The sequence below is a fragment of the Paraburkholderia terricola genome, assembly GCF_003330825.1.
Taxonomy (GTDB): Bacteria; Pseudomonadota; Gammaproteobacteria; order Burkholderiales; family Burkholderiaceae; genus Paraburkholderia; species Paraburkholderia terricola.
On record NZ_CP024942.1, the window covers coordinates 1,702,900 to 1,729,481 of the forward strand.

The window sequence follows — 26,582 nt, forward strand, 5'->3', positions numbered from 1 at the left end:
AAGCGTGCAGGCGTGTAGGCGTTGGTTCAGGCGGGCACCACGATCGTGTCTTGCGGATCGAGCGTGACGCTCATGTGCGCGCCCGGCTGCGGAACGCGGCGGCGCGCATCGTGGCCGCCCGGCTGACGGAGACTGATGGCGGTGCCGTCGGCGAGCGCCGCGAACACACGCAGGCTTTCGCCTTGATAAAGCACTTCGGTGACGCGGCACGACAGGCGGTTCACGCCGTCGCGCGCGTCGCCGTTGTCGATCACGAGCTTTTCGGTTTGCACCGCGAGCAGCAGCTTGTCGCCGCGCGGCAGCGGGTGCGCGGTGCGCAGCACCGTCTCGCCGAGACGCACGGCGTCGTCGCCCGCGCGGGTCACGTCGAGCAGCGTCGCCTCGCCGATGAAACTCGCGACGAACGCATCGCACGGACGGTCATAGAGCCGCTCGGGCGTATCAATCTGCACGAGCCGGCCGTTCTTCAGCACCGCGACGCGGTCGCTCATCGTGAGCGCCTCGCGCTGGTCGTGCGTCACGTAGACGATCGTCGCGCCGAGCTTGCGATGCAGCCGCCGCAATTCGATCTGCATGGTTTCGCGCAGTTGCTTGTCGAGCGCGGAAAGCGGCTCGTCCATCAGGATCAGTTGCGGCTCGAACACCATCGCGCGGGCGAGCGCCACGCGCTGGCGCTGGCCGCCCGAAAGCTGGCCGATGCCGCGGTTCTCGTAGCCGGAGAGTTCGACCATCGCGAGGGCGTCGGCCACTTTCCTCGCCCATGTGTTTTTCGGCTGACGGCGCGCGCGCAGCGGAAACGCGACGTTCTCGCCGACGCTCATGTGCGGAAACAGCGCGTAGTTCTGAAACACGATGCCGATGTCGCGTTTATGCGGCGGCGCAAATGTAATGTCGCGCTCGCCGACCCAGACCGCCCCCGAGCTCGGCTGCACGAAGCCGCCGAGAATGCCGAGCAGCGTGGTCTTGCCCGAGCCCGAGGGGCCCAGCAGCGAGACGAATTCGCCTGGGGCGATCTCCAGCGAAACGTCGTCGAGGGCCACTACCGGGCCATAACGCTTCGCTGCCGATCGGATCGAAACACCTGTTTTCGCTCGTGCGTCCATTGCGTTCTGTCTCGCTGAAGAAGCCTGCGTTAGAGAAAATATAGGCTGCGTCTATTTTGGCGGCAATTCCCAAATTGTTGGAGAAGGCATAACATGAGGTCATGCCTAACCTGCGTAAAAAACTGCCGAGCGCCAATGCGCTGTTCGTGTTCGAAGCCGCCGCCCGCTGCGGCAACTTCACGCGCGCGGCACAGGAACTGTATGTCAGCCAGCCCGCGGTGAGCCGAATGCTCGCGCGCATGGAGGACCATCTCGGCGTGCGCCTGTTCGAGCGCGTGCGCGGCGGCATCGAGCTGACCGAGAACGGCAGGATTCTTTACCGGAAAATTTCCGAGGGCTTCAACGGCATAGAAGGCGCGATCCGCGAGATCGAGGCGAGGGCGACCGGCGTGGAGTCGGTCACGTTGTCCGTTTCCACGGCCTTCACCACGCACTGGCTGATGCCGCGCATGAACCGGCTGAACCAGGCGTTTCCGAATGTCGACCTGCGCTTTCAACTGATTTCAGGGCGCATCGGCGGGCCGCTCATCGACGTCGATCTCGGCATGCGCTTTCTGCGCGAGGACGAGATCGGCGAGAACAGCGTGCTCGTGATGCCGGAGACGCTGCTGCCGGTGTGCAACCATCGCTACCATGAGACGGCGTCGACCGAGGCGGGCCGCGAGCACGGCGACACGGTGATCGTGATGGACGACGGCGAGCGCGGCTGGCATGAGCGCTTCGGCGAGTTCGCGGCGCACGGGCGGCATCCGGCGAGCATGCTGAGCTTCAACGATTACGCGATCGTCGTGCAGGCCGCGTTGCTCGGGCAGGGTGTGGCGCTAGGCTGGCTCAACGTGGTGTCGCACTGGCTGCTGGAAGGCGCGCTGTTGCCGGCCGAAGAACAGGTGATCGTCACCAACCGGCGCTGCTGCCTGGTGTGGCCGGAGGGCCGGCCGTTGCGGCCGGTCGCGGCGGAGGTGCGCGACTGGATCATCGGCGAGACGCGCGCCGACGTGCGCGCGGTGGATAGCCGATATCCGAAGCTCGGGTTGCGCGGGTTGCTGGGTGACGCGGGGCTCGCGATCGGGTCCTGATGCGGGCCGCGTGGTTCGATTCCGCGCCGCGCCGAAGAAGCGGCGGCGGCGCGGCTGGCAGATGAGGTGAGGTGAGGCGAGTTGCGGTAGGCCGCGGCGGGCCTACCGATGCGCTAGATCACGGGCCGACCCGCAGAACCACGCCGGACGAAATCTGCACCATCAGATAGTCGCCGCCAATGCCGACCCACGAATAGCCGCGTGGAGGCGGAGCAAGGTGGTAGTCGCGCCAGTTGTCGATCACGTACTGGCGATCGCGGTATTCCGGAGGCAGGCGATCGCCCTTGCGCCAGTGCCCGGGCGCGTTCGCCGAATTGCCTGGACCGTCGGCGCCGTGTCCGGGCGGCGCGTCTTTCGGGCCGTGCCCCTTCGATCCGTGACCATGATCGCCTTTACCCGAGTTGCCGTGGCCGGACTTGTCGTGCGGCGGTTGTGCGCTCGCGAGCGACGATGCCAGCATGCCCGTGACTATCAGCGACGCGAGAAGCATGCGCGATTTCTTCATTGCTTATCTCCTGTTAGGTGGTTGCCCGACGGCCCAGGCATGAAGCAGCATCCCGGCGACAGTCATCGGACCTCAGAAGCACTGGGTCAGGGGCATGATAGCGAACTGTCGGGGATTGATCTACTTGTGTTGGGTGAGGGTGGACACATTGCAAAGGAGCCAATGAGTGGCCGAAATATCGAGTAATGCCTTGAAAGATGGCCTGACTTCCGCGCGCTTGAAACTCGTGCGGGCGGAAGCCGCGTTCGCGCCGGAGCTTCGTGATTACTCCCTTCGCAATCGCGAGCACTTGCAGCCTTGGGAGCCCGCACGCCCGGATTCCTTTTTCGAACTCGAGGCCGTCAAGAACCGACTGGGCGCGATGAGTCGTGACAATGCCTTGGGCAATGCCGTTCATTGGTTGCTAACGCGTAGGGACTCGGCGGAAGTGATCGGCGAATGCCACTTCACGAATATCGTCCGTGGTCCATTCCAGGCATGTCATCTCGGCTTTTCTCTCGCGAAACATGCGCAAGGTCAAGGGCTGATGCAAGAAGCCCTTACGGTAGCGATACCGCATGTGTTCAATGACGTCGGATTGCATCGCATCATGGCGAACTATCGGCCTGAGAACATACGCAGCGGGCAATTGCTGAAGCGGCTAGGGTTCGAACGCGAGGGACTCGCGCGAGCGTATCTGAAGATCAACGGCGCGTGGGCCGACCATGTACTCACGTCGCTGATCAACCCGAGTGCTACATCTTGACGACCACCTTTCCCTTCACGCGTCCTCTCTCGACATAAGCCAGCGCCTCGTTGGTCGACTCGAACGGGAAAACCCGATCGATCACGGGCTTTATCGCACCTGCGTCGACGAGCGCGGCGATCTGACCGAGTTGCTCCCCATTCGCACGCATGAAAAGAAACGAATAGCTGACGTGATGACGTTTCGCCGCCTTTCTAATGCGGTAGCTCAGAAAGCGCATCGCCGTTTTCAGGAACAACGAGGCACCTATCTCTTTGGCGAAATCAGGATCAGGCGGACCCGCGATTCCAATGAGTTTGCCCCCCGGCTTGAGCACTCGCAGCGACTTCTCGAGCGTGTTTCCGCCTTGTGTGTCCAGCACCACGTCGTAGTCTTTCAGAATGGCCGCAAAGTCGTCTTTCTTGTAATCGATGACGACATCCGCGCCGAGTTGCTTCAACCACTCGGCATTCGCCGCGCTCGCCGTCGTTGCGACAGTCGCGCCCACATGCTTCGCCAGTTGAATCGCGAAGGTGCCGACGCCGCCCGAGCCCGCATGGATGAGTACTTTCTGCCCTTTCGCGAGTTGGCCTTTTTCGATCAGCGCCTGCCAGGCGGTCAATCCCACCAAGGGCATTGAAGCCGCTTCTTCCATGCTGAGTGACGTGGGCTTGAGCGCCACGCCGTCTTCCTTGACCGCGATGAATTCCGCGAAAGTGCCGATGCGGTCCTTATGCGGTCGCGCAAAGACTTCATCGCCCGGCTTGAATCGCCGCACGTGCGGTCCGACGCGGACCACCACTCCCGCCAGGTCGTGGCCTAAAATCAATGGCAAACGATAAGGCAGGAGGAGCTTGAATTCCCCGTCTCTGATCTTCGAATCGAGCGGGTTCACGCCGGCGGCGTGAATCTGGATCAATACGTCGTCCTCGCGCAGTTCGGGAACCGGCATATCGCCGGCCCGTACGCCATTCTTGCGTCCATATCGATCGACGACGAATGCCTTCATCACAGTTCCTTATTGCTCATTGCATTACATTGTTTCGCGGGTTGCGGCTTTAAAACGGGAGAGGTAGTCACGCGGCCTACGTTGCCAGCCGCAAATCCTTGCGAACGCCGGCGTCCACCAGGCCCGCGGGCGCGAACCTGCGTAGCAATTGCAGACGGCCGGCGAGTCCGCCGGCCGTATAGCGCAGCTTCGGGCGAGCCGCGCTGGCGGCCCGCAGTACGGTTTCGGCCACGACCTCGGGACCGTCGGCATTCTCGACCACCTCTTTCACCCGCTTGTCGACGGCCGAGCGCACCTCGCGATATTCGTCGAGCGGGGCGTCGGGCGCCATGAAGTTCGCGTCGAAGGCCGTCTTGACGTAGGCGGGCTCGATGACCGAAACCCGAATGCCCTTGGTACGCAACTCGTGGTCGAGCGACTCCGAGTAACCCGCGACCGCGTGCTTGGTGGCGGAATACAGCGCCATATAGGGCATCGGCAGAAAACCCAGCACGGAGCCGATGTTGATGATGCGGCCGCTGCCGTGTCGGCGCATATGGGGCACCACGGCGCGCGTCATGCGGACGATCCCGAAGAAGTTCGTATCGAAGATCGCTCGGGCCTGATCGATCGAACTCTCTTCCGCGGCGGCCGGGGCGACGCCGAAGCCCGCGTTGTTCACCAGCAGGTCGATGCGGCCGTGCAGGCGCAGGACTTCGCTGACCGCCGCTTCCACCAATTCCTCGCTCGTCACGTCGAGCGGCAGCATCTCGAAGGTCCGTTGGCCGCCTTGCGCACCGCGCCGGCTCGTGCCGTAGACCGTGTATCCGGCCTGCGCGAGCCGCTCGGCCGTGGCTTCGCCGATTCCCGACGACGCGCCGGTAACGAGCGCTATTCTGGTTTCCATGATGTTCTTCCGATAGTGAGCGATGTGAGCGATGTCCGATACGTGGGCGGCGGGGCTTTCATCCTGCCATTTGTATGATTGTCATCATATTTCAGGTGCAGCGAAAACCGGCGCCGGGCCGGGCGGATTCACACATCAGTGGGCGCGAGTTTTTTCAATGCGGTTTCAAGAAAACTATCCGTGAGCTTTGGATCGTCGACGGCGCGCGCCAGCATCAGGGTGCCGACCATCGTGGCGACCGTCATCAGCGCCTGTTCGTGTGCGCCCGGTTGGCCCCAGTCGGGCAATTGGCGCGCGACGACATCGATCATTTCCTTGATGCGGCGGGTGGCCGCGCGCCGCACGACGGGCGCCTGGCGCGGCATCTCCGAGCCGAGCGCGGAGACCGGACAGCCCGTTTCCACGCTTTGGCAATGCTCTTTCGACAGATACGCGCGCACGATCGCCGGCAACGCCTGGTCGGGCGCCACGGAGGCCGCGATATGTTCGGACATGGCCACGGCTTCGGCGCCGGCGCGGTCGGCCGCTTCGGCAAGCAGCACTTCGCGCGACGGAAAGTGGGCATAAAAGCCGCCATGCGTCAGGCCGGCCTCCTTCATGATGTCGGCCACGCCCGTGCCGGCGTAGCCGCTGCGCCGGATCGCGCGGGCGGCCACCTCGACGATGCGCTCGTGTGTGAGTTCCTTGCGGCTGGCGGTATTCCGCTTGACTGGGGGCTTCTTCATGATGGTCATCATATACTAGTTTCGACACCTGCGTTTTTCCCGCGCCACGGCCGGCGCTCAAGCCAACGCTTCGGCAGGGCTGCCGGCTGGTCGCGATGACTTTACAATCCTGCGCTTAGATCCACAAAACGGGAACCGCGCCATGAAGTCCATCATCGCATCGTCGCTTATCGCAGGCATCGCCGCGATGAGCGCGCACGCGAACGCCGAAACGTCGACCGGCAATGAAACGCCGAAACAGCAGTGCGCGATTGCCTACGTGACCGGCATTGGCGGGACGGCGCAAAGCCTTCGCGAATACCTGTCGAGTTCGAACCGGTATCGCTATCTGGCCGAGAATCCGATTCAGTGCAAACTCTCCGATGAGGGCCGCGCGTCCGGCTGCGTCGGCGTCACCAGCCTTCGGCACGAGAGGGTGAGCGTGTACGACGACAGCGACGACGCGACAATGACCGTGGTGGCGCGCGTGGAACTCGACAGGGGAACGTATCCGGTGATCATCGTCGTGCCGAGGCAAGACGTGAAGTGCGAGGAGTGAATGCGCGGAGCGGCCGCGGCCGCCGTTCATCCAATCGCTCAATCGTTCAATGGTCAGAGGCCGATCGTTAGCGCAATGCCGACGCGAAACCGCGATCGACAAGCAGTCCAAGGAGGGAAAACCCGTGTCCAGGACATCCGCATCCACGCTGTTTCCAGTCTTCGAGCGCGCGGTGATCAGCCTGTATGACGGCGGCGTGCTGTCGCCCGCGGTGCTTGAGCGTGTGATTGGCGCGTTCGCCCAGACCGACATCGACTGGCGCACGACCCCGACCGCGCGCTCCGTCGACGGCCGCACGCTGCGCGACATCGTTGCCCAGACGATGCTTCCGGGCGATGCGCCAAAATCGGCGTCGAGTTCGTTTGCGGCCGTGATCGGGCACATCGCCGGAGCAAAAGTATCCGAGGACGACACGCAGGCAACCTCAGAAGAGCGTGAACCGTCGCGCGGCAAACCAAAGAAAGCGGCTCGATCAGACGAAGCCGGGAGCAGCGACGACAACAACGACAACAACGACGCAAGCTCCGAAGAACTACTCGCCCAATTGTCGGGTAACGCGCCAAGGGGTAAGCGTAAAGCCGAGGGCAAAGCCAGGCCCGCCACCGACTCGACCCGTTTCAACCCGCTTCTGAACGCAGCGCTGCCGCACAAAAAGAAAGACTGACGGCGCGCTCTTCGCGACATCGCAACGGCGGTTCCGCACCCCCGCGCGAACCCATGCGAGCGCAGACCGCGCATCATCCGCGCGTCCGCCGGAACATTCGTGAATGTGAGCAACCGAAGCCGCTACGGTCTCCGTCTCTCGTCGAAGCCGCGGCTTCATGCGGGCTTCACGACCCATCGGCGCATGCGCTCAATGCGAGTTGTTGAATGCGAGCTTCCGCTTATATTCTGACGTCATCGGCGCTGGCATAGGGCCGCCGCCAATGAGCGAGAGACCGATGATGACCGCCTTTATCGACAGCATGAAACTCAACCACTTGAGCTTCCCCTCAGCCGACACTCCCGCGACCGCCAGGTTCTTTGAACAGCACCTGGGTTTCACTATCGCGGGAACCTGGGACCAGTCGTACATTCTCAAGCGCCCCGGCTTCGACGTGGTGATCGATCACGCGAGCGGCGATGCGCCGGCATGGCCCAAGGCTTTCCATGTCGGCTTCGAACTGCCGAGCCTCGATGCCGTTCACGCGTTGTATGAGCGCTTCAAGACGGAGGGTGTCGAGATGGAGACCGAAGTCTTCAACAATGGCCGCGGTTCGCGCTTCTTTTGCCGCGCGCCGGGCGGCGTGATGTTCGAAATCAACACGCGCCGCGACGCCGCGCCGGAATATCGCGGCACATTCGACGACTGAAAGTCAGCCATGCGTAGCTGAAGCGCTGGGGCCGGGGACATTCAGTGCGCGTGCTCGCAAGCGGTGTCGCCGGCGTATTACTATCGTGGTCCCATGACACGGATTTCGAGGTGAGAAGAACCATGAACCCATCGGAACGCATCGACCAGATGATCGCGGAACTCACGGACTGGCGCGGCGAAACGTTTGCCGGCATCCGCAAGAGCATTCTCCAGGCCGACCCGCGGATCATCGAGGAATGGAAGTGGATGGGAAGCCCGGTATGGTCCCGCGACGGCATGATCGCGGTCGCCAACGCGCATAAAGGCAAGGTGAAGCTGACCTTTGCCCACGGTGCGAATCTTCCCGATCCCGATCAACTCTTCAACGCGGGACTCGAAGGCAACGCGAGACGCGCAATCGACTTTTTCGAGGGCGACAAGATCAATGCGCGCGCGCTGAAAAATCTGGTGCGCGCCGCTATCGATTTCAATCACACCAGCTTGAAGAAGAACGCGCCTGCTCGGGCCAAAAGTGCGCAAAAGTGAAAGACCCGAAGCAATGGCCGATTGAATCGGCCATTGCCCCACGCACGTTCCGTCAGCCTGCTGAGATGTCCGTTCACCACGTCCACGCAAAGCGGTGATTCGCCGCTTCGGCTCGACCGGTTCGCGCCGCTGGCCCGGCCGCGCATAACGGTCATTATTCAGTCACAAACCTCACGCACTATGACCGCCGGCCTCCAACGGCCCACCGAGCTGCGCGCTGGCCCTCCCTGACCACCCCCGAAGATCCACGCGAGCCACGCACGCATGGGCGACGCTTAGCGCGAGGCACGTCCAAAACAAGCATTCCCTTCAAGGAACATCATCGTGTCTCGTTCAAGACTTCTTGCCCTGACGGCGATCGCCTCGTCGCTCCTGTTCGCCACGGCGGCGCACGCAGCCGTGGACCTCATCGCGGTCGGCCAGTTGAGCGGCTTGAGCGGCGATTTGTCGAAGGAAACGGCGGCGCCGCTGGAGAACGGCGCGGCGGGCAATCTGCTGGGCGGCCTGGGTTCGGGCATCGCCTACGCGGGATGCCATACGTTTGTCGCGGTGCCGGACCGCGGCCCGAATGCCGTGCCGTACAACGCGGCCATCGACGACACCGCGTCGTACATCAACCGCTTTCAGACCTTGCGCCTGCGCCTGAAACCCGGCGCGGCGGGCGCTGCGCTGCCGTACACGCTGACGCCGAAACTCATCGGCACGACGCTGCTTCACGCGTCTGAAACGCTGGTCTACGGAACGGGCGCCGCGGCCGGCGTGCCCAACGGCGCGCCCGCGCTGAACCGCCGCAATCGCACTCACTACTTCACCGGCCGCTCCGACAACTTCGACCCGACGCGCCTGTCGACCAACGCTCTCGACGCACGCTTCGATCCCGAAAGCGTGCGTGTGAGCAGCGACGGCGAAAGCGTCTTTATCTCCGACGAATACGGTCCCTACGTCTATCGCTTCGATCGCCGCAGCGGCCGCCGCACCGATACCTACAAGCTGCCCGATACGTTCGCCGTGTCGACGCTCGCCGCCGTCGGCAGCGACGAAATCTCGCAGAACGCCTCGGGCCGCGTGGCGAACAAGGGGATGGAAGGTCTCGCGATCTCGCCGGACGGCAGGACGCTGTTCGGCGCGATGCAAAGCCCGCTGATTCAGGACGGCGGCACGAGCGGCGGGTATACGCGCATCGTCAGGATCGATTTGCGCAGCGGCAAGACCACGCAGTTTGCCTATCCGCTGACGAACATCGGTACGGCGGCGAAGCCGAAGTATCCGACCATCAGCGACGTGGTGGCCGTCAACGACCATGAATTGCTGGTCGACGAGCGCGACGGCAAGGGACTCGGCGACAACTCCACGGCGGCCTTCAAGAAGGTGTTTCACATCGACCTGACAGGCGCGCAGGACGTGAGCAACGCGAGCAGCGAGGCCGGTCTCGCGCCGTATGCGGTGCGCAAAGCCTTGTTCCTCGACGTGGTCGCGTCGTTGACCGCGCACGGCTATAGCGCGAACGACATTCCGGCGAAACTGGAAGGCCTGGCGTTCGGCCCCGACGTGGTAGTCGGCGGCGTGAAGAAGCACACGCTGTTCATCGCCAACGACAACGACTTCCTCGGCACGGTCACCGATACGAATCATCCAGCCGGCATCGCGAACCCGAACCAGTTCTTCGTCTTCGCATGGGATGCGAGCGAGTTGCCCGCCTACGTGGCGCAGACGCTGCCGGGCGCGGACGACGATCGTCGCGGCGACGGTCATGGTCATTCGGCCCAGGCCTGTGGCCGCGACGGCGACGACGAGCATTGAGCCAAGGCGCGGCGAGCGCCCCGGCGTTTTGCCGCGCGCCGGTTTTCCGCAAGGCTGAAGCCGGCGCCACGCATCGTCGATGAGCGGATCCGTCACCATAATGGCGGTTCCGCTCTGCATAACAGCCGCGATATCCGTCCTTTTTGTTCTACGCTATAAGCGCGACACGCAGCGCGTCCTGGCGTTCGTCCCGAGGTTCGTCCGAGGTTCATCACACCCCGCGGCGGGTTTCTTTCAGGGAGCCGCCGCACGCGCTGCGCCCGCTAATGGGCCCCTGCGCCATGCCGTTCGACAAGCCGGAGCCCGATCGTCAGTCAGGCTGCTCGCCTGATTGCCAACCAACCAGCCGGGGCCGCCGACGGCGTACCCTGGCAGCACGCTTCATGGAGGATGACGATGTCGATTCGACTAGGCGAAGAAGCTCCGGATTTCACTGCGGAAACCACCGAAGGGACGATCCATTTTCACGAATGGATCGGCGACCACTGGGCGATCCTGTTTTCTCATCCTAAGGATTTCACGCCGGTTTGCACCACCGAACTCGGATACATGGCCCGGCTGAAGCCGGAATTCGATAAGCGCAACACGAAGATCATCGGTCTTAGCATCGATCCCGTCAGCGATCACGAGAAATGGGTCAAGGATATCGAGGAGACGCAGGGTCACGCGATCAACTACCCGCTGATCGGCGACGCCGACCTGAGCGTCGCGAAGGCCTACGACATGATCCATCCGAGCGCGAGCGGCGGCCCGCGCACCGCCGTGGATAACGCAACGGTGCGCTCCGTGTTTCTGATCGGCCCCGACAAGAAGGTCAAGGCGATGCTCGTGTATCCGATGAGCGCGGGCCGCAATTTCGACGAAGTGCTGCGTCTGCTCGATGCGCTGCAGCTCAACGCGAAACACACGGTGGCGACGCCGGTGAACTGGAAACCGGGGGAGGACGTCATCATCCCGACCTCCGTTTCGAACGACGACGCAGCGAAGAAATACCCGCAAGGCTTCAAGACGGTGAAGCCGTATCTGCGTTACGTCGAGCAGCCGAAGTGAAACCGGCGCGGGTTAGCGCACCTCGCGGTTAAGACGAAGCGCCGTTCTCCACAGTGGCGGCGCGGCCACCGGCGCCGGGCCTTCCCGGCCTGGCGCCCCGATACGGCCGACCATGCCCGCTCGGCGAACGCCCGCGGCATCCAGAGCCAAATAGCGGTTCGAGATAACGTTATCGGAATCGAATCATTCTCAAGGCCCGCTTCGCTCGCTACGCTTGGCGAACTATTGCAAAGCGAGGGCGTATGGCCGCTTCTGTTCCCACATCGTTTTCCACGCGACGGCGCACGCTGAAGCTATTAGGCGCGGCGCCCGCACTGAGCGCCTTCGCCGTGACCGGCGTGTTGCACGCGCACCGCGCGCAGGCCGCCGAAGCCGCCGCCACTTCCACCACGCTCGTTCTCGGTGACCAGGCCGGCGGCACGCGCGCGCTGGCGGAAGCGGCGAAAGTGCTCGACGGCGCGCCCTACGCTTTTCGCTGGGCCAACTTCCAGGGCGCCGCGCCGCTCTTCGAAGCGCAACGCGCGGGCGCGGTCGATCTCGCGCCGGCGGGCGACTTGCCGGTGCTCGCGGCGGCGGTGGGCGATCCGAGCTTGAAGATCGTCGCGACGCGCGTGGGCTCCGGCGCGCAACTCGGCATTCTGGTCGCGGCGGATTCGAAGATTCGCACGGTCGCAGATCTGAAGGGGCGCACCGTGTTCGTCTCCTCGGCGCGCGGCAGCATTTCGCAGTTTCAGTTATACGGCGCGCTGGCTGAAGCGGGGCTCTCGAAAGAAGACGTCAGCGTGCGTTTCATCTTGCCGGTCGATGCATTTGCCGCGTTCGCATCGGGATCGATCGAAGCATGGGCGACGTTCGATCCGTACTACGGCATCGCGGTGCAACGCGGCGCGCGGATTTTGCGCGACGGCACCGGCATCAACAGCGGTCTCGGTTTCATCACCGCCTCCGGGGCCGCGCTCGCGGACACGCGCAAACGCGCGGCGATCGCGGACGTCCTGCTCAGGCTGCAACGCGCGGGCGATTGGGCGCTGGCGAACCCCGACGCCTACGCGCAAATCTACGCGACGCTGACGCGCTCGCCGCTCGATGCCGCGAAGCGGATCACGCAACGCGCGTCGCTGAAACAGCACTTCATCACCGAGGCGGATATTGCCGCGCTGCAAAAGGTGGCGGACAGCGCGAACCGCGACGCGATCCTGCCGCGCCGCATCGACGTGCGCGCGATTGCGGACACGCACATCGCGAACGTGTGAACTGTGGCTGAGCGCGTTCGCGTTCACGCGCCGGGTGTGGCCGGTTGCACGTGAGCCGGCCGGCGAGCGCAACGGCCGCCGCAAGGGCCACCGCTATCTAGCCGGCGCTAGCGGGAGCCGCCAAAGCCGCGCGCGTGTCGAGCGGCGGCATGGTGTCGAACGCCGCCCGGCGAAGCGGTTTGCCTGAGCGCGAGCGCAGCGTCCCGATGGTCTCGAACAACGCATCGACGTCGGCGCTGCCGGATGCCGCGTCGAAACAGAGCGCGATTCGTTCGAGCAGTTCAAGCGCCGCCTCGGTTCGGCCTTCGTCGCGCAGCAGCGCGGCGAGCGCCATCGAGGCGCGCAGTTCCCACATCCTCGCGCCCTGCGTGCGGGACAGTTCGATCGCCTTCGCGAAGCATGCCGACGCGTCACTGCGCCGCGCGTTGGACGCATTCCCCGCATAGGCCTGCGCGCGCGCTTCGGCGTGTGCCGCAAGCCCCAGCACGCGCCAGATTTCCGGCAGGAAAATCAGCTCGCCGTTGCTTTCGCAGAATGCCAGCGCTTCGTTCAATCGGCTGCGGGCTTCGTGGATCTGCCCGGCCGTGACGAGCGCCTCGGCGTAGGCGACGATGAACAGCGTGATCAAACGCCGGAAGCCGCGCGCGATCAACGCGTCGAGCGCCTGCGCGAGAACCGGTAGCGCCCGCTGCGCGTGTCCGTCGAGAATGTCGCGATACGCGGACAGGCAGTCGCAGTAATCCAGCCACACCTCGGAGCGATGCAGCGCGGCTTGCGAGCGCATGATCTCCAGATAGGCCGCGCCGCCGCTCAGATCGCCCGACAACAACGCAAGCGGCGCCGCCGCCGCGCCGAGCACATGCGTGAGCGACGGTTCCATCGTATGGGGGCGCACCAGGCTCACGAGTTGATCGACGAGCGCCAGGGCCTCGCCGACATTCCCTTCGAGCCACGCGATTCGCGCGAGCGTGCCGTTGCAATAGACGAGCGGATCGACGGCGAAGCTGCCCACCCGCTGCGCTTTGCCGTCGAGCGAGACGATACGTTGCCTGACGTCGAGCAGCGCCTGCCGGGCTTCGCCATGCCGGCCGAGACAATGCAGCGAAATGGCCACCAGTTGATCCGCCAGGATCTGTTGCCACGGGTTCTCTTGTGCTTGTGCTTGTGCCTGCGTGAATTGCTGGAACCGCTTCGCGTACTTCATCGATTCGTGGATGTTTCCGCCGGACATCATCGTGTTCCAGAGGCCCCATAGCGCGCGGGCATGAAACGCTTCGTCGCCGCACGCCAGCGCGAGCGCGAGCACGTCGCGCCACAATTCCGCCGACCGCCCAACCGCGCCGTGAATGTAGGGCAAGGCCGACGCCAACGCCGCGCGCACGCGCATTTCGCTGACGGCGGCGACCGATGCGGCGGGGAGCTTGTCGAGCGCGTCGACCGCTTGCCCGGTGCGCGCGCAGCACTCCGCGATCATGCCGGCGTCGAGCAGCGCGCCGGCCAGATTCGACGCGAGTTCGACGCCGAGCCGCACGTCGCCCTCCGGGGAGAACGCCCAATCCAGGGCGCTGCACGCGTCGTCGAGCGAATGCTGGAAAACCGCCGCGTGATCGGCGGCGCTCGAATCGGTGCTGCTCGCCGCGCCGGCAGCCGTCCGCGCCGGGCGAGCCTGCAAGCAGCAGGCGAGATAGCGCGCATGGCGCGCGGCCAGATCCTGCCGCTCGCCTTCCGCCTGGAGCTTTTCGAGCGCATAGGCGCGCGTCGATTCGGAGAGGCGATACCGCGCCACCGGACCGTCGAATTCGACATTCACCAGCGATTTGGCGAGCAGTTCGCTGATGCCGTTGATCGCGCTCGCGACCGTCAAGCCGGCGTCGCACACGACCGCGCACATGGCCTCGAACGTGAACAGGCCGCCGAACACCGCGATTCGTCTGAACAGCGACTGCGCGCCGGCGTCGAGCAGCGCGAAGCTCCAGTCGAAGGTCGCGCGCAAGGTTTGATGGCGCGGCAGCGCGGTCCGATAGCCGCCCGCGAGAATCGCCATGCGATCGTCCAGCCGCTGATACACGCCTTCCACGCCGAGCGCCACGACGCGGGCCGCGGCCAGTTCGAGCGCGAGCGGAATGCCGTCGAGCCGCCGGCATATCTCGCCGACCAGCCGCAGTTCCGCACGCTCCGCGCCCACCTTGCGCTGCAACGAGTTGGCGCGCAGCAGAAACAGATTCACGGCCGACTGCTGCAAGATCTCCGCGTCGCTCGAATCCGGTTGCGGCACGTCGAGCGGGTCCACCCGAAAAATTGCTTCGGGCATGATGCGCAGCGGCTCCCTGCTCGTGACGAGCACGCGCAGCGAAGCGCATTCCGCGACCAGCGCCTCGACGACTTCCGCGACCTCGTCCACCAGGTGCTCGGCGTTGTCGAGCACCAGCAGCCGGCGTTTTTGCGCGAGCGCGGCGGCCATTTGTGCAACACCCGGTGCAACACCCGGCGCGACGTCTGCCGCAGCCACTCCGCAGCCTTCGGCGATGGCGGCGAGCACGCCGCCGTGCGCGGTGAGCGCGGCGAGTTCCACGAAGCACACTTCGACGAAATCCGCGGCGGCGTGACGGGCCGCTTCGATCGCGAGACTGGTTTTGCCGATGCCGCCCGCGCCCACCAGCGTCAGCACGTGCGCGTGCGCGAGCATCGCGCGGATTTGCCGAACCGCCGCCTCGCGGCCCACCAGGTGCGTCTTGGGCGGCGGCAACGGGCATGCGGCAGGCGCGGGCGCGAAGGATTGCCCGGGCGTCGACCGGTTCGATCGGCGCACCAGTTGATAACCGCGCCCTGGCACGGTGAGAATCAGATCGCGGTCCGCGCCCAGTATTTTTCGCAGCGCGGAGAGGTGCACCTGAATATTGTTTTCTTCGACTATCGTGTTGGGCCAGACCGCGTTCATCAACTCGTCTTTCGTGACGAGGCGCCCGCCCGCCGATGCGACCACCGCGAGGATATCGAACGCACGGGAGCCGAGATGCACCGGTTCGCCGTCCTTGCGCAACGTGCGCATCTCCAGATCGATGTGAAAGCGGCCTAATTCGATCATGTCGTTTTCAGGTTCCGGGCAATGAGCGTGATAAGGCAACGGTGCGGCTCGATCGTGGCGTCACCCGCCTTTGCATGATTTCCATCCGGCGAGGCGCGCTCGAACGGCCATCGTCGACGTGATCGAAAGTACCTTGGCGAATCGCGCGTGTCTTGTCGGTTAGTGCGATGCTTTGTATGAAAGTCCATTGGCATGAAACAACGGCGGCGCTCGATCGTTCAATCGGCGCCGGCTCGACGCATGCGTTGCAAGCGGGTCAGTTGCAGGCTTGCCGGCGCCACGCGCCGGGCGGCACGCCGACCCATTGCGAGAATATTCGCGTGAAATGACTCTGATCGGAGAAGCCGCAGGCGATGGCGATTTCCGACAGGGAATAGTCCGAATGCTTCAGCAGGTCGCGGGCGTGGTCGATACGCCGTTCGAGCAGCCATTGATGCGGCGTGCGATGCGTGGTCTCGCGAAACGCGCGAATGAAGTAGCTGCGTGACAGATTGCACGCGCTTGCGATTTCCTCGATCGAAACGTTGCCTTGCGACTTTGCGAGCAGCATGTCCTTGGCGCGTGCTTCCTGCAAACTGGAGAGGCGGCGGCTTTTCTTCTCCGATTGCGGCGGCGCGTTGCCGTACCGATCGAGCAGATGGGTTCCGATGGTGACGCCCAATTGTTCGACGAAGAGCGGGCTGGCCTCGCTCTGCCGGTCGAGCGTGAGCGCCAGCACCTGGGCGAGATGGCCGAGCACCGGGTCCTTGTGCCCGGCCAGCGGCGCGAGCCGCGGCACGCTCGCGCCGCTTCGCTCATAGCAGGCGTTCGCCATGAAAGCGCGCGACAGTTCGATCAGCACGAAATCGAAGCCGCTTTGCAAGTCGGCTTTATAGTCGTCCGCGAAGTCGCGAATGTAGATGCTGTCCTGTTCGAAGTCGTGCGAGGTCCAGCGGTGGCCCGAGAAAATACGCCGGCGATGCCCGGTTTTCAGCGACACGCCAATCAGAAAGCCGCGCTCCGAACCGTGCATGGCAACGGCGCTGGCCTTGTTGTCGCGCGTGCATTTGCGATGGAACCTGAACTCGCCGGTGTCGAGTTCGAGATCGCGGTACAGGTGGCTCGACAGGCAGCCGAGCGAGTCCTTCGGGCGTGCGGCCGTGGCGGCGGATGTCTGAGTATCGTCAAGCATGGATCGTCACCTCGATTCGTCGCGCAGCGGTCCCGCTACCTCGGTAATTTAACCGAAAATAACGAAATGTAATTATTCGTCATTATGGCTTACCGGTCGCAATCGGTCGAATGACGAGTTCAATCTCCAACGCACGCGCGGCGCGTTTTTCCGGCGAGCCAGGTTCGCCAGGAAAACGCGCCGCGCATGGGCAACGAGCGTTGCCCCGATTCATCCCGGGATCAGCGCCCGGGCTTCGGCATCAGCTTTGCAAGAACTCCAGCAGATCGGCGTTGACCTTATCCGCCAGCGTCGTGCACATGCCGTGCGGCGCGCCCGGATAAACCTTCAGCGTGGCGTTCTTCACCAGCTTCGCCGAGAGGCGCGCCGAGTCGTCGATCGGCACGATCTGGTCGTCGTCGCCGTGCAGGATCAGCGTGGGGACGTCGATCTTCTTCAGGTCGGCGGTGTAGTCCACCTCGGAGAACTGCTTCACGCATTCGTACTGGCCGAGTATCGAGCCGAGCATGCCTTCGCGCCAGAACTCGTCGATCGTGCCTTGCGAGGTCTTCGCGTTGGGCCGGTTGAAGCCGTAGAACGGCATGGCCAGGTCCTTGTAGAACTGCGAGCGGTTCGCCGCCACGTTCGCGCGAATGCCGTCGAACACGGACATCGGCAGGCCGTTCGGGTTGCTCTCGGTCTTGACCATGATCGGCGGCACGGCGCCGATCAGCACGGCCTTGGCGACCCGCGAGGTGCCGTGGCGGCCGATGTAATGCGCGACTTCGCCGCCGCCCGTCGAATGGCCGACGAGCGTCGCGCCCTTCAGGTCGAGCGCGTTGATCACCGCGGCCAGGTCGTCGGCGTAGGTATCCATGTCGTTGCCGTGGGACGGCTGATCGGAGCGGCCGTGGCCGCGGCGGTCGTGGGCGATGACCCGATAGCCCTTCTGCACGAGGAAGAGCATTTGCGCGTCCCACGCGTCGGCGTCGAGCGGCCAGCCGTGCGAGAACACCACGGGCTTGCCGGCGCCCCAGTCCTTGAAGAAGATCCGCGTGCCGTCTTTTGTGGTTACCGTGTTCATCGTGTGTCGCTCTCCATGCTGTGAGTGGGATGCACTGCCTGCGTGCGGATTGCCGCCGGCCGCCGCGGCGGCCATCGCGACGCCCGGCGCGGCCATGGCGGCGACTGCCGCGCCGGCCGCGCCAGCGCCCGCAACCAGCAGTTGCCGACGATTCGCCGAGGGGATTGCGGATGGGTTAGCCAAATTTCTCTCCAGTCTTGACGTTGATGAATCGCTGTTCTTGACGATGCATGATGCGACATCGCAGGTTTCAATCGTAAGACTGCGCGCACTGTATTGAACTTCAGATTGCTTAAATCTTCTTAACGGGCATGCCGTCAGGCGTCGATCCGGCGGCGCAGGCCGTCTCCGGCGAGCGGCATGTCGCGCAGGCGCTGGCCGGTCGCGTCGAACAACGCATTGCCGAGCGCGCCGGCGGTCGGCCCCATCGACGCTTCGGCCGCGCCCAGAAACGGTGCGCCGGGGCGGTCGAGCAGGTGCACGTTCAGGCTGCGCGGCACGGCGGAGAACCGCAGGATCGGATAGCTGCTCCAGTCGAAGCTGCGGATGCGCCGCGTGTCGAACTTCAAGGCCTCGTAGAGCGTCCAGCTCGCCGACTGGATCACACCGCCTTCGATCTGGTTGCGGATGCCGTCGGGGTTGACGATCTGCCCGGAGTCCACCGCCACTTCCGCGTGTTCGAGCGTCACCTGACCGGTCTCGCGCACGACGGCAACCTCGACGGCGATCGCCACGTACGCCATCAGGTTCTTGTACTTGCCGAACGCGAAGCCGACGCCGTGATTGGCCTTGCGCGGCGCGCGCGGCCAGCCGAATTTCTCGGCGGCGAGGCGGATCACGTCGCGTGCGCGCGGGTCATGCAGATGCTTCAGACGGAACGCGACCGGATCGGCGCCCGCCGCGGCGCTGAGTTCGTCCATGAAGGACTCGATCGTGAACACGTTCATGTGCGCGCCGAGCGAGCGCATCGCCGAGGTATGCAGCGGCATGGTCGGCGAGAAATGGTTCATCACGCGCAGGTTCGGAAACGTGTACAGCGGAATCGCGTTGCGGTCGCCGCCGCCTTCGGGCTGCACCATCGGCACCGAGGGCGCCGGCGTGAACGGCTTCTCCAGCAACTGCGCCGGAATCAGCCGGCCGGCGTTGACGATCCGCTCGTTGTGCGAGCTGCTCCACAGCGCGTAATCCCAGTCGACGATGCCGCCGCCGGCGTCGAGCGAGGCCTTCGCTTGCGTGACCATCGCGGGCGTGTAGTGGTCCCACGTGTGTTCCTGTTCGCGCATCCATTGCACGCGAACCGGGCGGCCGGCCATGTCGCGCGCGATCAGCGCGGCGTGCGCGGCGACGTCGTCCGCGCCGTTGTGGCCGTAGCAGCCCGAGCCTTCGACGTGGACGCAGCGCACGTTCTCTTTCGGCAGCGCGAGCATTTCGGCCAGCGCGTCGCGCAGCGGATAGACGCCTTGCGAGTGCGTCCACACGGTCATGTGGCCGTCCTTGAACTGCGCGACCGAGCACGACGGCCCGATCGAGCCGTGCAGCATGTAGCGCTTGGTGTAGGTCGCGCTCAGCGTTTTGAGCGGCGCGCCCGCCGGGCCATGCGTGTTGGCGATCTCGATGTGTTCGGTGGAAATCTGTTTGAGATCGCGGTGCACGGTGGCGGGATCGGGCAGCGCGTGCCCCGCGCTCCACTGGCTGCCCGCCGCGAGCGCGCGTTGCGCCTGCACCGCCTGCCATTCGCCGCTGGCGACCACGGCCAGCATGCTGCCGTCGCGGATCACGTCGACCACGCCCGGCATCTTCAGGACATCGGGCGTGTTGGTGCGCAGCAGTTGCGCGCCGTACACCGGCGGCAGCACCACGCGCGCATGCAGCATGTCCGGCATGACCATGTCCTGCACGTAGCTCGGGCCGCCCGTCACCTTGCCCGGTATGTCGAGACGCGGCAACGAGGTGCCGATCACGCTGAAGGTCGCGGGATCTTTCAGCGGCGACTCGGGTGTGGCTACGCGATGCAGGTCGACCAGGCCGACGGCTTCGCCATAGGTCATCGATCTTCCATCGGGCGCCTTGATGATCGCGTCGTGCGCGCTCAACGCGCTGCCGCTCACGCCGAAGTGTTTGGCCGCCGCGCCGACGAGCAGCCCGCGGACCTGCGCCGCCGCGTTCAGCAGCGCGCTGCCGCTATCGGCGATGGTGTGGCTGCCCGCAGTGAGTCCTTCGTCGGGCGACGCGCCGGTGTCCGCGGTCAGGAAGGTGATCAGCGACGGCGCCATGCTCAGTTCCTCGGCCGCGACCTGGAGCAGCGCGGTGCGCACGCCCGTGCCGAGTTCCACCTTGCCGGTATAAACGGTCACCCTGCCGGCGGGATCGATCTTGATCCACGCGTCGAGATAGGGATTGGTTTTCAGGCTGCCCGCCAGCTTCTCGGTGGCTTTCGCGATGTGCACGGCGGCGCCTTCGTCGGCGATCACTTGCTGCGCGAGCGCCTTCGCGCCGGGGAACAGGCTGAAGCTCACCGCTAGCGCGCCGGACATCATGAAACGGCGGCGTCCTTCGTCGATGCCGTTGATGTCGTCGATCCTGTCGATCTTGTCGTGGACGCTCATTGCGTGCCTCCGTGGTTCGCCGTGCGTGGTGGCTTCGCGGCGGGCACGCCGTCGCCGGCCGGCAGATGCGCAACCTCGCGGATCGCCGCGAGAATGCGCATATGCGTGCCGCAGCGGCACAGGTTCGGCTCCATATGCTCGCGCAATTCGCTTTCCGTCGGATGCGGATTGCGATCCAGCAGCGCCTGCGCGCGCATGATCATGCCGGCGATGCAATAGCCGCACTGCGCGGCCTGATGCTCGATGAACGACTTCTGCAACGGACCGGGATGCTCCGCGGTGCCGAGACTTTCCACGGTGCGCACGGGCCGCGCGCCGATCGACGAAACCGGCACCAGGCACGAGAAAACCGCTTCCCCGCCGACGATCACGGTGCATGCGCCGCATTGCCCGAGACCGCAGCCGAACTTCGCGCCGTGCAGGTGCAGACCGTCGCGCAACGCATAAAGCAGCGGCGTGGACGGGTCGATATCGAGGGCGTGCTGCACGCCATTCACGGTAAGCGTGATCATCGCGCGTTGTTCTCCTTTCTGACTTTCGCCACGGTGGCTTCGACGTCGTTCCACGGGCCGCGCTGCGAATACGCGGCGCGAATGTAGGCGGCGAGATCGGCGATTTGCCGGTCGCTATAAATCTCACCGAAGGCCGGCATGTAGTTCATCGTGTCCGCGCCGTGCCAGCCGATGCCGCCGAGCATCATCTGGATCGCGTTGCGCGGCGTGGCGGCATTCACCGCGGTGCTGTACGCGAGGGTGGGGCGCTCGCCGATTGCCTGCATCGGCGCGGCGGGTCCGTGGCATTGCGCGCATGACGCGCCGAACAGGATCGCGCCGCGCTGCGCCGACGCGGACGTTTCGGCTTGCGTTCTGCCTTGCGTTTCGCCTTGCTCAGCAGCCTGTGCCGATACGTTCGCGACAGCGGGCCGCGGCTTCTGAAGCGACAGGATGTAGGTGGCGATGGCCTCCACGTCCTGCTCGGGCACGCTGGCGAGATCGCGCGTGACGGGCAGCATCGGGCCGGCCGCCGCGCCGTGTTCGCTCGCGCGGCCGCTGCGCAAATAGGCGACGAGCTGCTCTTTCGTCCACGGTTTCGGCGCGCCGCCGAGCGCATTGAGCGCGGGCGCTTCCCAACCGTCGACCATCCCGCCGTCGAACGCGTGGCCCGACTTCTCGCCGCCGATCGCGTCGAGCGGCGAATGGCACGAGGCGCAATGGCCGAGGCCATCCACCAGCAGCTTGCCGCGATTCCATTCGGCGTCTTTCGACGTCTCCGCGGGACGCTCGCCGGCACGCAGGAACAACACGTTCCAGAATGCCAGCAAGGGCCGGAAGTTCAGCGGGAAGATCAGGTCGTTAGGCGGCGCGCTCGCGCTGACCGGTTCGCGCGTCATCAGATACGCGTATGCCGCGGCAATGTCGGGATCGGACATGCGCGTGAAGTGGATGTACGGAAACGCGGGATACAACAGGTGCCCGTCGCGCGCCACGCCGTGACGCACGGCGCGCGTGAACGCTTCGAGCGACCAGTTGCCGATGCCGGTCTGCACGTCCGGTGTGATGTTGGTGGCGTAGATCGTGCCGAACGGCGTGGCGAGCGGCAGGCCGCCCGCGAACGGCTTGCCGCCCTTGGCCGTGTGGCACACGATGCAGTCGCCCAGCGCGACGACGCGCGCGCCCGCGAGCCTCGTCTGCGAATCGAACGATGAAGCCGGCGGCGCACTGAGCGGCGCGATTGCGGGCTTCCACATCGACCACACGGCGACGATCAGCGCGGCGACGATCAGCGCGCCGGTTGCCGCTAGCAAGATTGGCTTGCGAGTCATCAGGCACCTGTCAATGAAGTATCTCGAGCAGCGTATCGCCGCCGTCACGCGAATTCCTTAAAGCCACGCTTAAACGTTGTGAAACCGTACCGTGACCGGTTCCGCTCACGCGCTGTGCCGCGCCGCATGCGGACGGCCGATCGCCAGGTAGTGAATCAGCGCGACGAGCGGGAATGCCGTGGCGACGCCGGCGACCAGCGTCCATCCGCCGTGCTCATAGAGGGGACTCGCGAGCGCCGAGCCGAACGCGCCGCCGACAAAAATGCTCGTCATGTACAGCGCATTCAGACGGTTTCGGCTCGCGGCATGCAGCGCATAGATTTCGCGCTGGCCGAGCACCATGTTCATCTGCACGGCGAAGTCGAGCACGATGCCGGTCGCGACCAGCCCCACCACGCCCCACGCGGGATGGATCAACGCAGGCGTATAGGCGAGCGCGCCCACCACCAGCGCGATCAACGTCGCGCGCACCGTGTGGCCCGCGTCGGCGAGACGTCCCGCAACCGGCGCCGAGGTCGCGCCGATCGCGCCGACCAGCGCGAAGATGCCGATCGCGGTTTGCGAGAGTCCGAACTGCCGGGTCAACTCGATCGGGATCGCGGTCCAGAAGAGGCTGAACGAAGCGAACATCAGCGCCTGATACAACGAGCGGTGGCGCAGCACCGGCATCGTGCGGATCAGATGACCGAGCGAGGCGATCAACTGGAAGTACGTGGCCTGGTGATCCGGCTGGCGGCGCGGAATAGTGAGCGCGAGCACGCTGGTGACGATCGCCATCAACACCGCCGCCGCGGCGAATACCGCGCGCCAGCCGAAGTGCCCGGCCACCACGCTGGAGATCGGGCGCGCCAGCAGAATGCCGAGCAGCAGTCCGCTCATGATGGTGCCGACCACCTTGCCGCGCGATTCGTCCGGCGCGAGATGGGCGGCGAGCGGAATCAGGATCTGCACGGCCACGGAACTGAAGCCGATCAGCAGCGAAATTGCGAGCAACCCGTCTGGCTGGTGCGCGAACGCGGCGGCGGCGAGACTCACGATCGATACCAGCGCGGTGGCGATCATCAGCTTGCGGTTTTCCAGCAGATCGCCGAGCGGCACGAGAAAGAACAGCCCGAGCGCATAGCCGATTTGCGTGAGCGAAACGATCAGGCTCGCGGTGCCGCCGGACATGTGAATGTCCGGCGCGATCAGTTCGGTGATCGGCTGCGCGTAGTAGAGATTCGCGACGATCGCGCCGCAGCAGAAGGCGAATAGCGCGATCAGGCCGCGCGTCAGTTTGACGGGGCCTGGGCTTGCGGCGGTGATGGATGCGTCGGTCGACATGAGCAACTCCTGAAATGAAAAAGCGGGAAAGCGGAAAGAGCGGGAAAGCGGAAAGAGCGGGAAAGCGGAAAGAGCGGGAAAGCGGAAAAAGCGGCGGAAAGAGCCTCGGATCTAACCGGCGATATTCATCAAACGGTCGCCGAGCGAAATGCCCAGATCGGTCATGCGCTTGCCGCGTTGCAACTGCTGGCTCTCCCAACGCGTGAGCAACGCATCGATGCTCGTGTCGGCTTGCCTCGCACCCGCCAGCGCGAGCGCGAGCGCATGCGCGTTGGCCGCGGCCTTGGCGGTGCTGCCCGCCGTATGGGGACGCGGCACCGATGCGGCGTCGCCGATCAGCACCACACGTCCGAACACCATCCTGGGGGTGCGCAGGTCGACGATCGGCTGCATGAACGGCTCGCCGGTTGCATCGACCAGCGCGCGAAACGTCGGCCCGAGCAAGGCTTTTGCATCGAGCCGAAGCTGCTCGACATCGGCGTGCTTGGCCGTGCCCGGCGGCAGCGAGAAAGCGCGCGCCGCGCCGTGACGGTCCACCAGCAGTTCATTGAGCCGGGCGCGGTCGTACTTGCGATACCACACCCAGTTCCAGCGACGCTCGCCGGCCGCGGTCGAGTCGTTTTCGCCGGGAATCAGATAGGCGAGTGCCGAGTGTTCGTCGCCTTGCTGGAACGTAAAGCGCTCGCGCAAGATGTCCGCGGCGAAGAGCGGCAGATCGGGTTCGGCGACGAGTCCACGCCATGCCGCATAGCCCGCGTAGGCCGGCACGATCTCGGGCAGCAGGCGGCGCCTGAGCGTCGAGCGGATGCCGTCCGCGCCGATCAGCAGATCGGCGCGCTCGCTGCGGCCGCTTTCGAAGCGCGCGACGATCTGCTCGCCGTCCATGCGGAAGTCGCTAAAGGTCTCGCCGGTATGCAGGCGCGCCGCGGGCAGCGCGTTTCTCATGGCGCTGTACAGCAGGCTCCATGAAGTCTGCATTTGCGGCATGAACAGTTGCTCGACGCGCCTGTCCTCGCGATCCAGATAGATGCGTTCGCCCGACGCCACGCCCGGCGGATCGGGCAGGGCGACGCCCGCGAAATGCAGCGCGTCCAGCACGTCCGGTTGCAGCACGATGCCGCCGCCGCGGCTGTCGAGCTGATTGGGCGAGGTCTCGAACACGTCCACGTCCCAGCCGGCCGCGCGCAAGGTGGTGGCCGAGAACAGTCCGCCGAGCGAGCCGCCGATCACCACGGCGCGCGGTGCGTCGAGCGCGTTCATGCCGCGCTCCGTTGCATGGCGGCACGCAGCGCGTTCGCGAACACGGCGCCCGGTTGCGCGCCGCTGATCAATTCGCCGGCAATCGAGATCGTCGGCACCGAATGAATGCCGAGGCGCTCCGCCTCGTCGCGTGCGGCCTCGATGTGCGGCGTGCCGGAAGCGGCGAGCAGATAAGCGCGAACTTCATCGGCATCGAACGCGTGTTCGGCGGCGATGTCGATCAGCGTGTCCAGCGAGCCGATGTCGCGGCCTTCCGAAAAGTAGGCGGCATAGATGGCTTGATATAGCGCGGCGGTCTGCCGGGCTCGATTGAGCGCTTGCGCGAACTGCATCAGACGATGCGCGAGCCGCGTGTTCGGCGTGCGCAGCACCTTGTCGTAATTGAACTGCGCGCCCGCCGCGAGACCCGCCGCGGCAACCTGCGCGTCCATGCCTTGCGAGCGCGCCCAACTGCCGAACTTGCGGGTGCGATAGTCGCGCCGGTTCATGCCTTCGGCGGGCATCGCCGGATTCAACTCGAACGGCACATAGCGGATCGCCACGCGCGCCTCGGCGCCCGACTCCGCGAGCGCCGCGGCGAGATTGCGCTGGCCGATCCAGCACCACGGACAAATGAAGTCGTAATGGACCTCGACCTGAATGGTTTGCATGCTGCACCTCTCGCTAAGTAACGACGACAGGTTATTCGTTGCGCGCCATTGAGTGAATACGTCTAGAATGCAATCCCCCGTTGCGTGTGACGCAACCAAACCCGCATTGAGGCCGTGCATGGACAAACTCCTGGCCCTGAATACCTTGCTCGAAGTGGCCGACGCCGGCGGCTTTTCGAAGGCCGCGCAACGTCTCGGCGTGGCGACCTCGTCGGTCACGCGTCTGATGGATGCGCTCGAAACCTCGCTCGGCACCGCGCTGCTGACCCGTACGCCGAGAAAGGTCAGCCTCACCGACGCCGGCATTGCCTACGTCGAACAGGTCGGCAAGGTGCTCGACGATCTGGCCGAGGCGGACGAAAGCGTGTTCGACAGCGGCGCGTCGCCGGTCGGCGCGCTGCGCATCGCGGTGCCCTCCGCGTTCAGCCGTCTGCGGCTCGCGCCGCACCTCGCCGCCTTTCTCGCCGAGCATCCGCGCGTGTTTCTCGACGTCGTCGTGGCCGATCACTACGCCGACCTCGCGCTCGACAGAATCGATATCGCGATCCGCATCGGCCTGCCCGATCGCGACGCGAATCTGGTCGTCAGAAAGCTCGCGGACAATCCGCGCTATGTCGTGGCGAGCCACGACTATCTCGAACGCAGCGGCACACCGCCTACGCCGCAGGCGCTCGATTCCCACGAGTGCCTGCGCGTCGCCTATGGCGGCGGTTACCGCACGCGCCAGGTCTGGAGCTTCCGCCGCGACGGCGCGGAAGAGCGCGTCGAAGTGCGCGGGCATCTGCTGTCGAACAGCATCGACATCCTGCTCGAAGCCGTCCTCGCCGGACGCGGCATTGCGTTGCTGCCGGAATGGCTCGTCGCCGCGGAGATTCGCGCGGGACGCCTGATGCGGCTGTTCGAGCAGTTCGAGGCGACGCCGCACAATGGCGACGCCGTGGTCTATGCGGCGTATCTGCCCAATCGCCGCCATTCCAGCAAGGTGCGCGCGTTCCTTCAGTTTCTCGGAGCGCGGCTTCAGTCCGCGCTGGAAGGCTGACGCACCGCGCGCGTG

The 26,582-nt window shown here is 65.1% G+C and carries 24 protein-coding genes; 10 read left to right on the forward strand and 14 right to left on the reverse strand.

Annotated features, from left to right (window positions below; genetic code table 11):
• Positions 1-26: 26 nt before the first annotated feature.
• Entirely contained in the window at positions 27-1,103 is a 1,077-nt protein-coding gene (locus tag CUJ90_RS26240; protein WP_114164186.1) for an ABC transporter ATP-binding protein, read from the reverse strand.
• 101 nt (positions 1,104-1,204) lie between these two features.
• On the opposite strand from CUJ90_RS26240, the gene CUJ90_RS26245 reads away from it, so the two are divergent.
• Entirely contained in the window at positions 1,205-2,179 is a 975-nt protein-coding gene (locus CUJ90_RS26245; RefSeq protein ID WP_073428851.1) for a LysR family transcriptional regulator, read from the forward strand.
• A 118-nt stretch (positions 2,180-2,297) separates the two neighbouring features.
• Here CUJ90_RS26245 and CUJ90_RS26250 read toward each other — a convergent pair whose 3' ends face one another.
• Positions 2,298-2,684: an RcnB family protein gene (locus CUJ90_RS26250; protein ID WP_073428850.1), complete on the reverse strand. Its 387-nt coding sequence runs from the start codon at positions 2,682-2,684 to the stop codon at positions 2,298-2,300.
• 166 nt (positions 2,685-2,850) lie between these two features.
• Here CUJ90_RS26250 and CUJ90_RS26255 point away from each other — a divergent pair, with 166 nt between their 5' ends.
• Positions 2,851-3,429: a GNAT family N-acetyltransferase gene (locus tag CUJ90_RS26255; protein WP_073428849.1), complete on the forward strand. Its 579-nt coding sequence runs from the start codon at positions 2,851-2,853 to the stop codon at positions 3,427-3,429.
• On the opposite strand, the gene CUJ90_RS26260 is transcribed toward CUJ90_RS26255, so the two are convergent.
• From CUJ90_RS26260 to CUJ90_RS26270, 3 genes are all read right to left on the reverse strand, one after another.
• Positions 3,419-4,417, reverse strand: a complete 999-nt coding sequence (locus tag CUJ90_RS26260) for an NADP-dependent oxidoreductase (RefSeq protein ID WP_073428848.1) — start codon at positions 4,415-4,417, stop codon at positions 3,419-3,421. The genes CUJ90_RS26255 and CUJ90_RS26260 overlap by 11 nt on opposite strands.
• A 76-nt stretch (positions 4,418-4,493) precedes the next feature.
• A complete protein-coding gene (locus CUJ90_RS26265; RefSeq protein WP_114164187.1) occupies positions 4,494-5,303 on the reverse strand; it encodes an oxidoreductase in 810 nt (269 codons plus the stop codon).
• Between the two features lie 128 nt (positions 5,304-5,431).
• A complete protein-coding gene (locus tag CUJ90_RS26270; RefSeq protein WP_114164188.1) occupies positions 5,432-6,040 on the reverse strand; it encodes a TetR/AcrR family transcriptional regulator in 609 nt (202 codons plus the stop codon).
• Between the two features lie 130 nt (positions 6,041-6,170).
• Here CUJ90_RS26270 and CUJ90_RS26275 point away from each other — a divergent pair, with 130 nt between their 5' ends.
• The 7 genes from CUJ90_RS26275 to CUJ90_RS26305 all read left to right on the forward strand — a co-directional run bounded on the left by CUJ90_RS26275 (position 6,171) and on the right by CUJ90_RS26305 (position 12,548).
• Positions 6,171-6,566, forward strand: a complete 396-nt coding sequence (locus CUJ90_RS26275; RefSeq protein WP_073428845.1) for a hypothetical protein — start codon at positions 6,171-6,173, stop codon at positions 6,564-6,566.
• A 124-nt stretch (positions 6,567-6,690) separates the two neighbouring features.
• Complete coding sequence (locus CUJ90_RS26280; protein ID WP_114164189.1) at positions 6,691-7,230, forward strand: hypothetical protein; 540 nt, start codon at positions 6,691-6,693, stop codon at positions 7,228-7,230.
• A 301-nt stretch (positions 7,231-7,531) separates the two neighbouring features.
• A complete protein-coding gene (locus tag CUJ90_RS26285; protein ID WP_073428990.1) occupies positions 7,532-7,918 on the forward strand; it encodes a VOC family protein in 387 nt (128 codons plus the stop codon).
• Between the two features lie 122 nt (positions 7,919-8,040).
• Positions 8,041-8,445, forward strand: coding sequence for a DUF1801 domain-containing protein (locus tag CUJ90_RS26290; protein WP_114164190.1), 405 nt, complete (start codon positions 8,041-8,043; stop codon positions 8,443-8,445).
• 324 nt (positions 8,446-8,769) lie between these two features.
• Complete coding sequence (locus CUJ90_RS26295) at positions 8,770-10,245, forward strand: esterase-like activity of phytase family protein (RefSeq protein ID WP_114164191.1); 1,476 nt, start codon at positions 8,770-8,772, stop codon at positions 10,243-10,245.
• 396 nt (positions 10,246-10,641) lie between these two features.
• Positions 10,642-11,295 (forward strand): peroxiredoxin, encoded by a 654-nt coding sequence (locus tag CUJ90_RS26300; RefSeq protein ID WP_073428989.1) that lies wholly within the window; start codon positions 10,642-10,644, stop codon positions 11,293-11,295.
• 242 nt (positions 11,296-11,537) lie between these two features.
• On the forward strand, positions 11,538-12,548 hold the full coding sequence (locus CUJ90_RS26305) for an ABC transporter substrate-binding protein (RefSeq protein ID WP_114164192.1): 1,011 nt from the start codon (positions 11,538-11,540) through the stop codon (positions 12,546-12,548).
• 97 nt (positions 12,549-12,645) lie between these two features.
• Here the strand turns inward: CUJ90_RS26305 and CUJ90_RS26310 are convergent, their stop codons facing one another.
• The 9 genes from CUJ90_RS26310 to CUJ90_RS26350 form a co-directional block, all read right to left on the reverse strand.
• Positions 12,646-15,633: an ATP-binding protein gene (locus CUJ90_RS26310; protein WP_114164193.1), complete on the reverse strand. Its 2,988-nt coding sequence runs from the start codon at positions 15,631-15,633 to the stop codon at positions 12,646-12,648.
• Between the two features lie 256 nt (positions 15,634-15,889).
• Positions 15,890-16,804: a helix-turn-helix transcriptional regulator gene (locus CUJ90_RS26315; RefSeq protein WP_114164194.1), complete on the reverse strand. Its 915-nt coding sequence runs from the start codon at positions 16,802-16,804 to the stop codon at positions 15,890-15,892.
• 241 nt (positions 16,805-17,045) lie between these two features.
• The gene (locus CUJ90_RS26320) at positions 17,046-17,867 is read right to left on the reverse strand and encodes an alpha/beta fold hydrolase (RefSeq protein WP_083082953.1); all 822 of its coding nucleotides are present in this window, start codon (positions 17,865-17,867) and stop codon (positions 17,046-17,048) included.
• Positions 17,868-18,184: 317 nt separating this feature from the next.
• Positions 18,185-20,473, reverse strand: coding sequence for a xanthine dehydrogenase family protein molybdopterin-binding subunit (locus tag CUJ90_RS26325; RefSeq protein ID WP_073428838.1), 2,289 nt, complete (start codon positions 20,471-20,473; stop codon positions 18,185-18,187).
• Entirely contained in the window at positions 20,470-20,985 is a 516-nt protein-coding gene (locus CUJ90_RS26330) for a (2Fe-2S)-binding protein (protein ID WP_073428837.1), read from the reverse strand. Before CUJ90_RS26330 ends, CUJ90_RS26325 begins: the two co-directional genes overlap by 4 nt.
• Positions 20,982-22,295 carry a c-type cytochrome gene (locus CUJ90_RS26335; protein WP_073428836.1) on the reverse strand — a complete coding sequence of 438 codons (1,314 nt, stop codon included), beginning with the start codon at positions 22,293-22,295 and terminating at the stop codon, positions 20,982-20,984. The genes CUJ90_RS26330 and CUJ90_RS26335 overlap by 4 nt, the downstream gene beginning before the upstream one ends.
• Before the next feature lie 105 nt (positions 22,296-22,400).
• On the reverse strand, positions 22,401-23,618 hold the full coding sequence (locus tag CUJ90_RS26340) for an MFS transporter (protein WP_073428835.1): 1,218 nt from the start codon (positions 23,616-23,618) through the stop codon (positions 22,401-22,403).
• 111 nt (positions 23,619-23,729) lie between these two features.
• Positions 23,730-24,878: an FAD binding domain-containing protein gene (locus CUJ90_RS26345; RefSeq protein WP_073428834.1), complete on the reverse strand. Its 1,149-nt coding sequence runs from the start codon at positions 24,876-24,878 to the stop codon at positions 23,730-23,732.
• Positions 24,875-25,528: a DsbA family oxidoreductase gene (locus CUJ90_RS26350; RefSeq protein WP_083081387.1), complete on the reverse strand. Its 654-nt coding sequence runs from the start codon at positions 25,526-25,528 to the stop codon at positions 24,875-24,877. Before CUJ90_RS26350 ends, CUJ90_RS26345 begins: the two co-directional genes overlap by 4 nt.
• Before the next feature lie 118 nt (positions 25,529-25,646).
• On the opposite strand from CUJ90_RS26350, the gene CUJ90_RS26355 reads away from it, so the two are divergent.
• On the forward strand, positions 25,647-26,567 hold the full coding sequence (locus CUJ90_RS26355; protein ID WP_090518752.1) for a LysR family transcriptional regulator: 921 nt from the start codon (positions 25,647-25,649) through the stop codon (positions 26,565-26,567).
• The last annotated feature ends 15 nt before the right edge of the window (positions 26,568-26,582 follow it).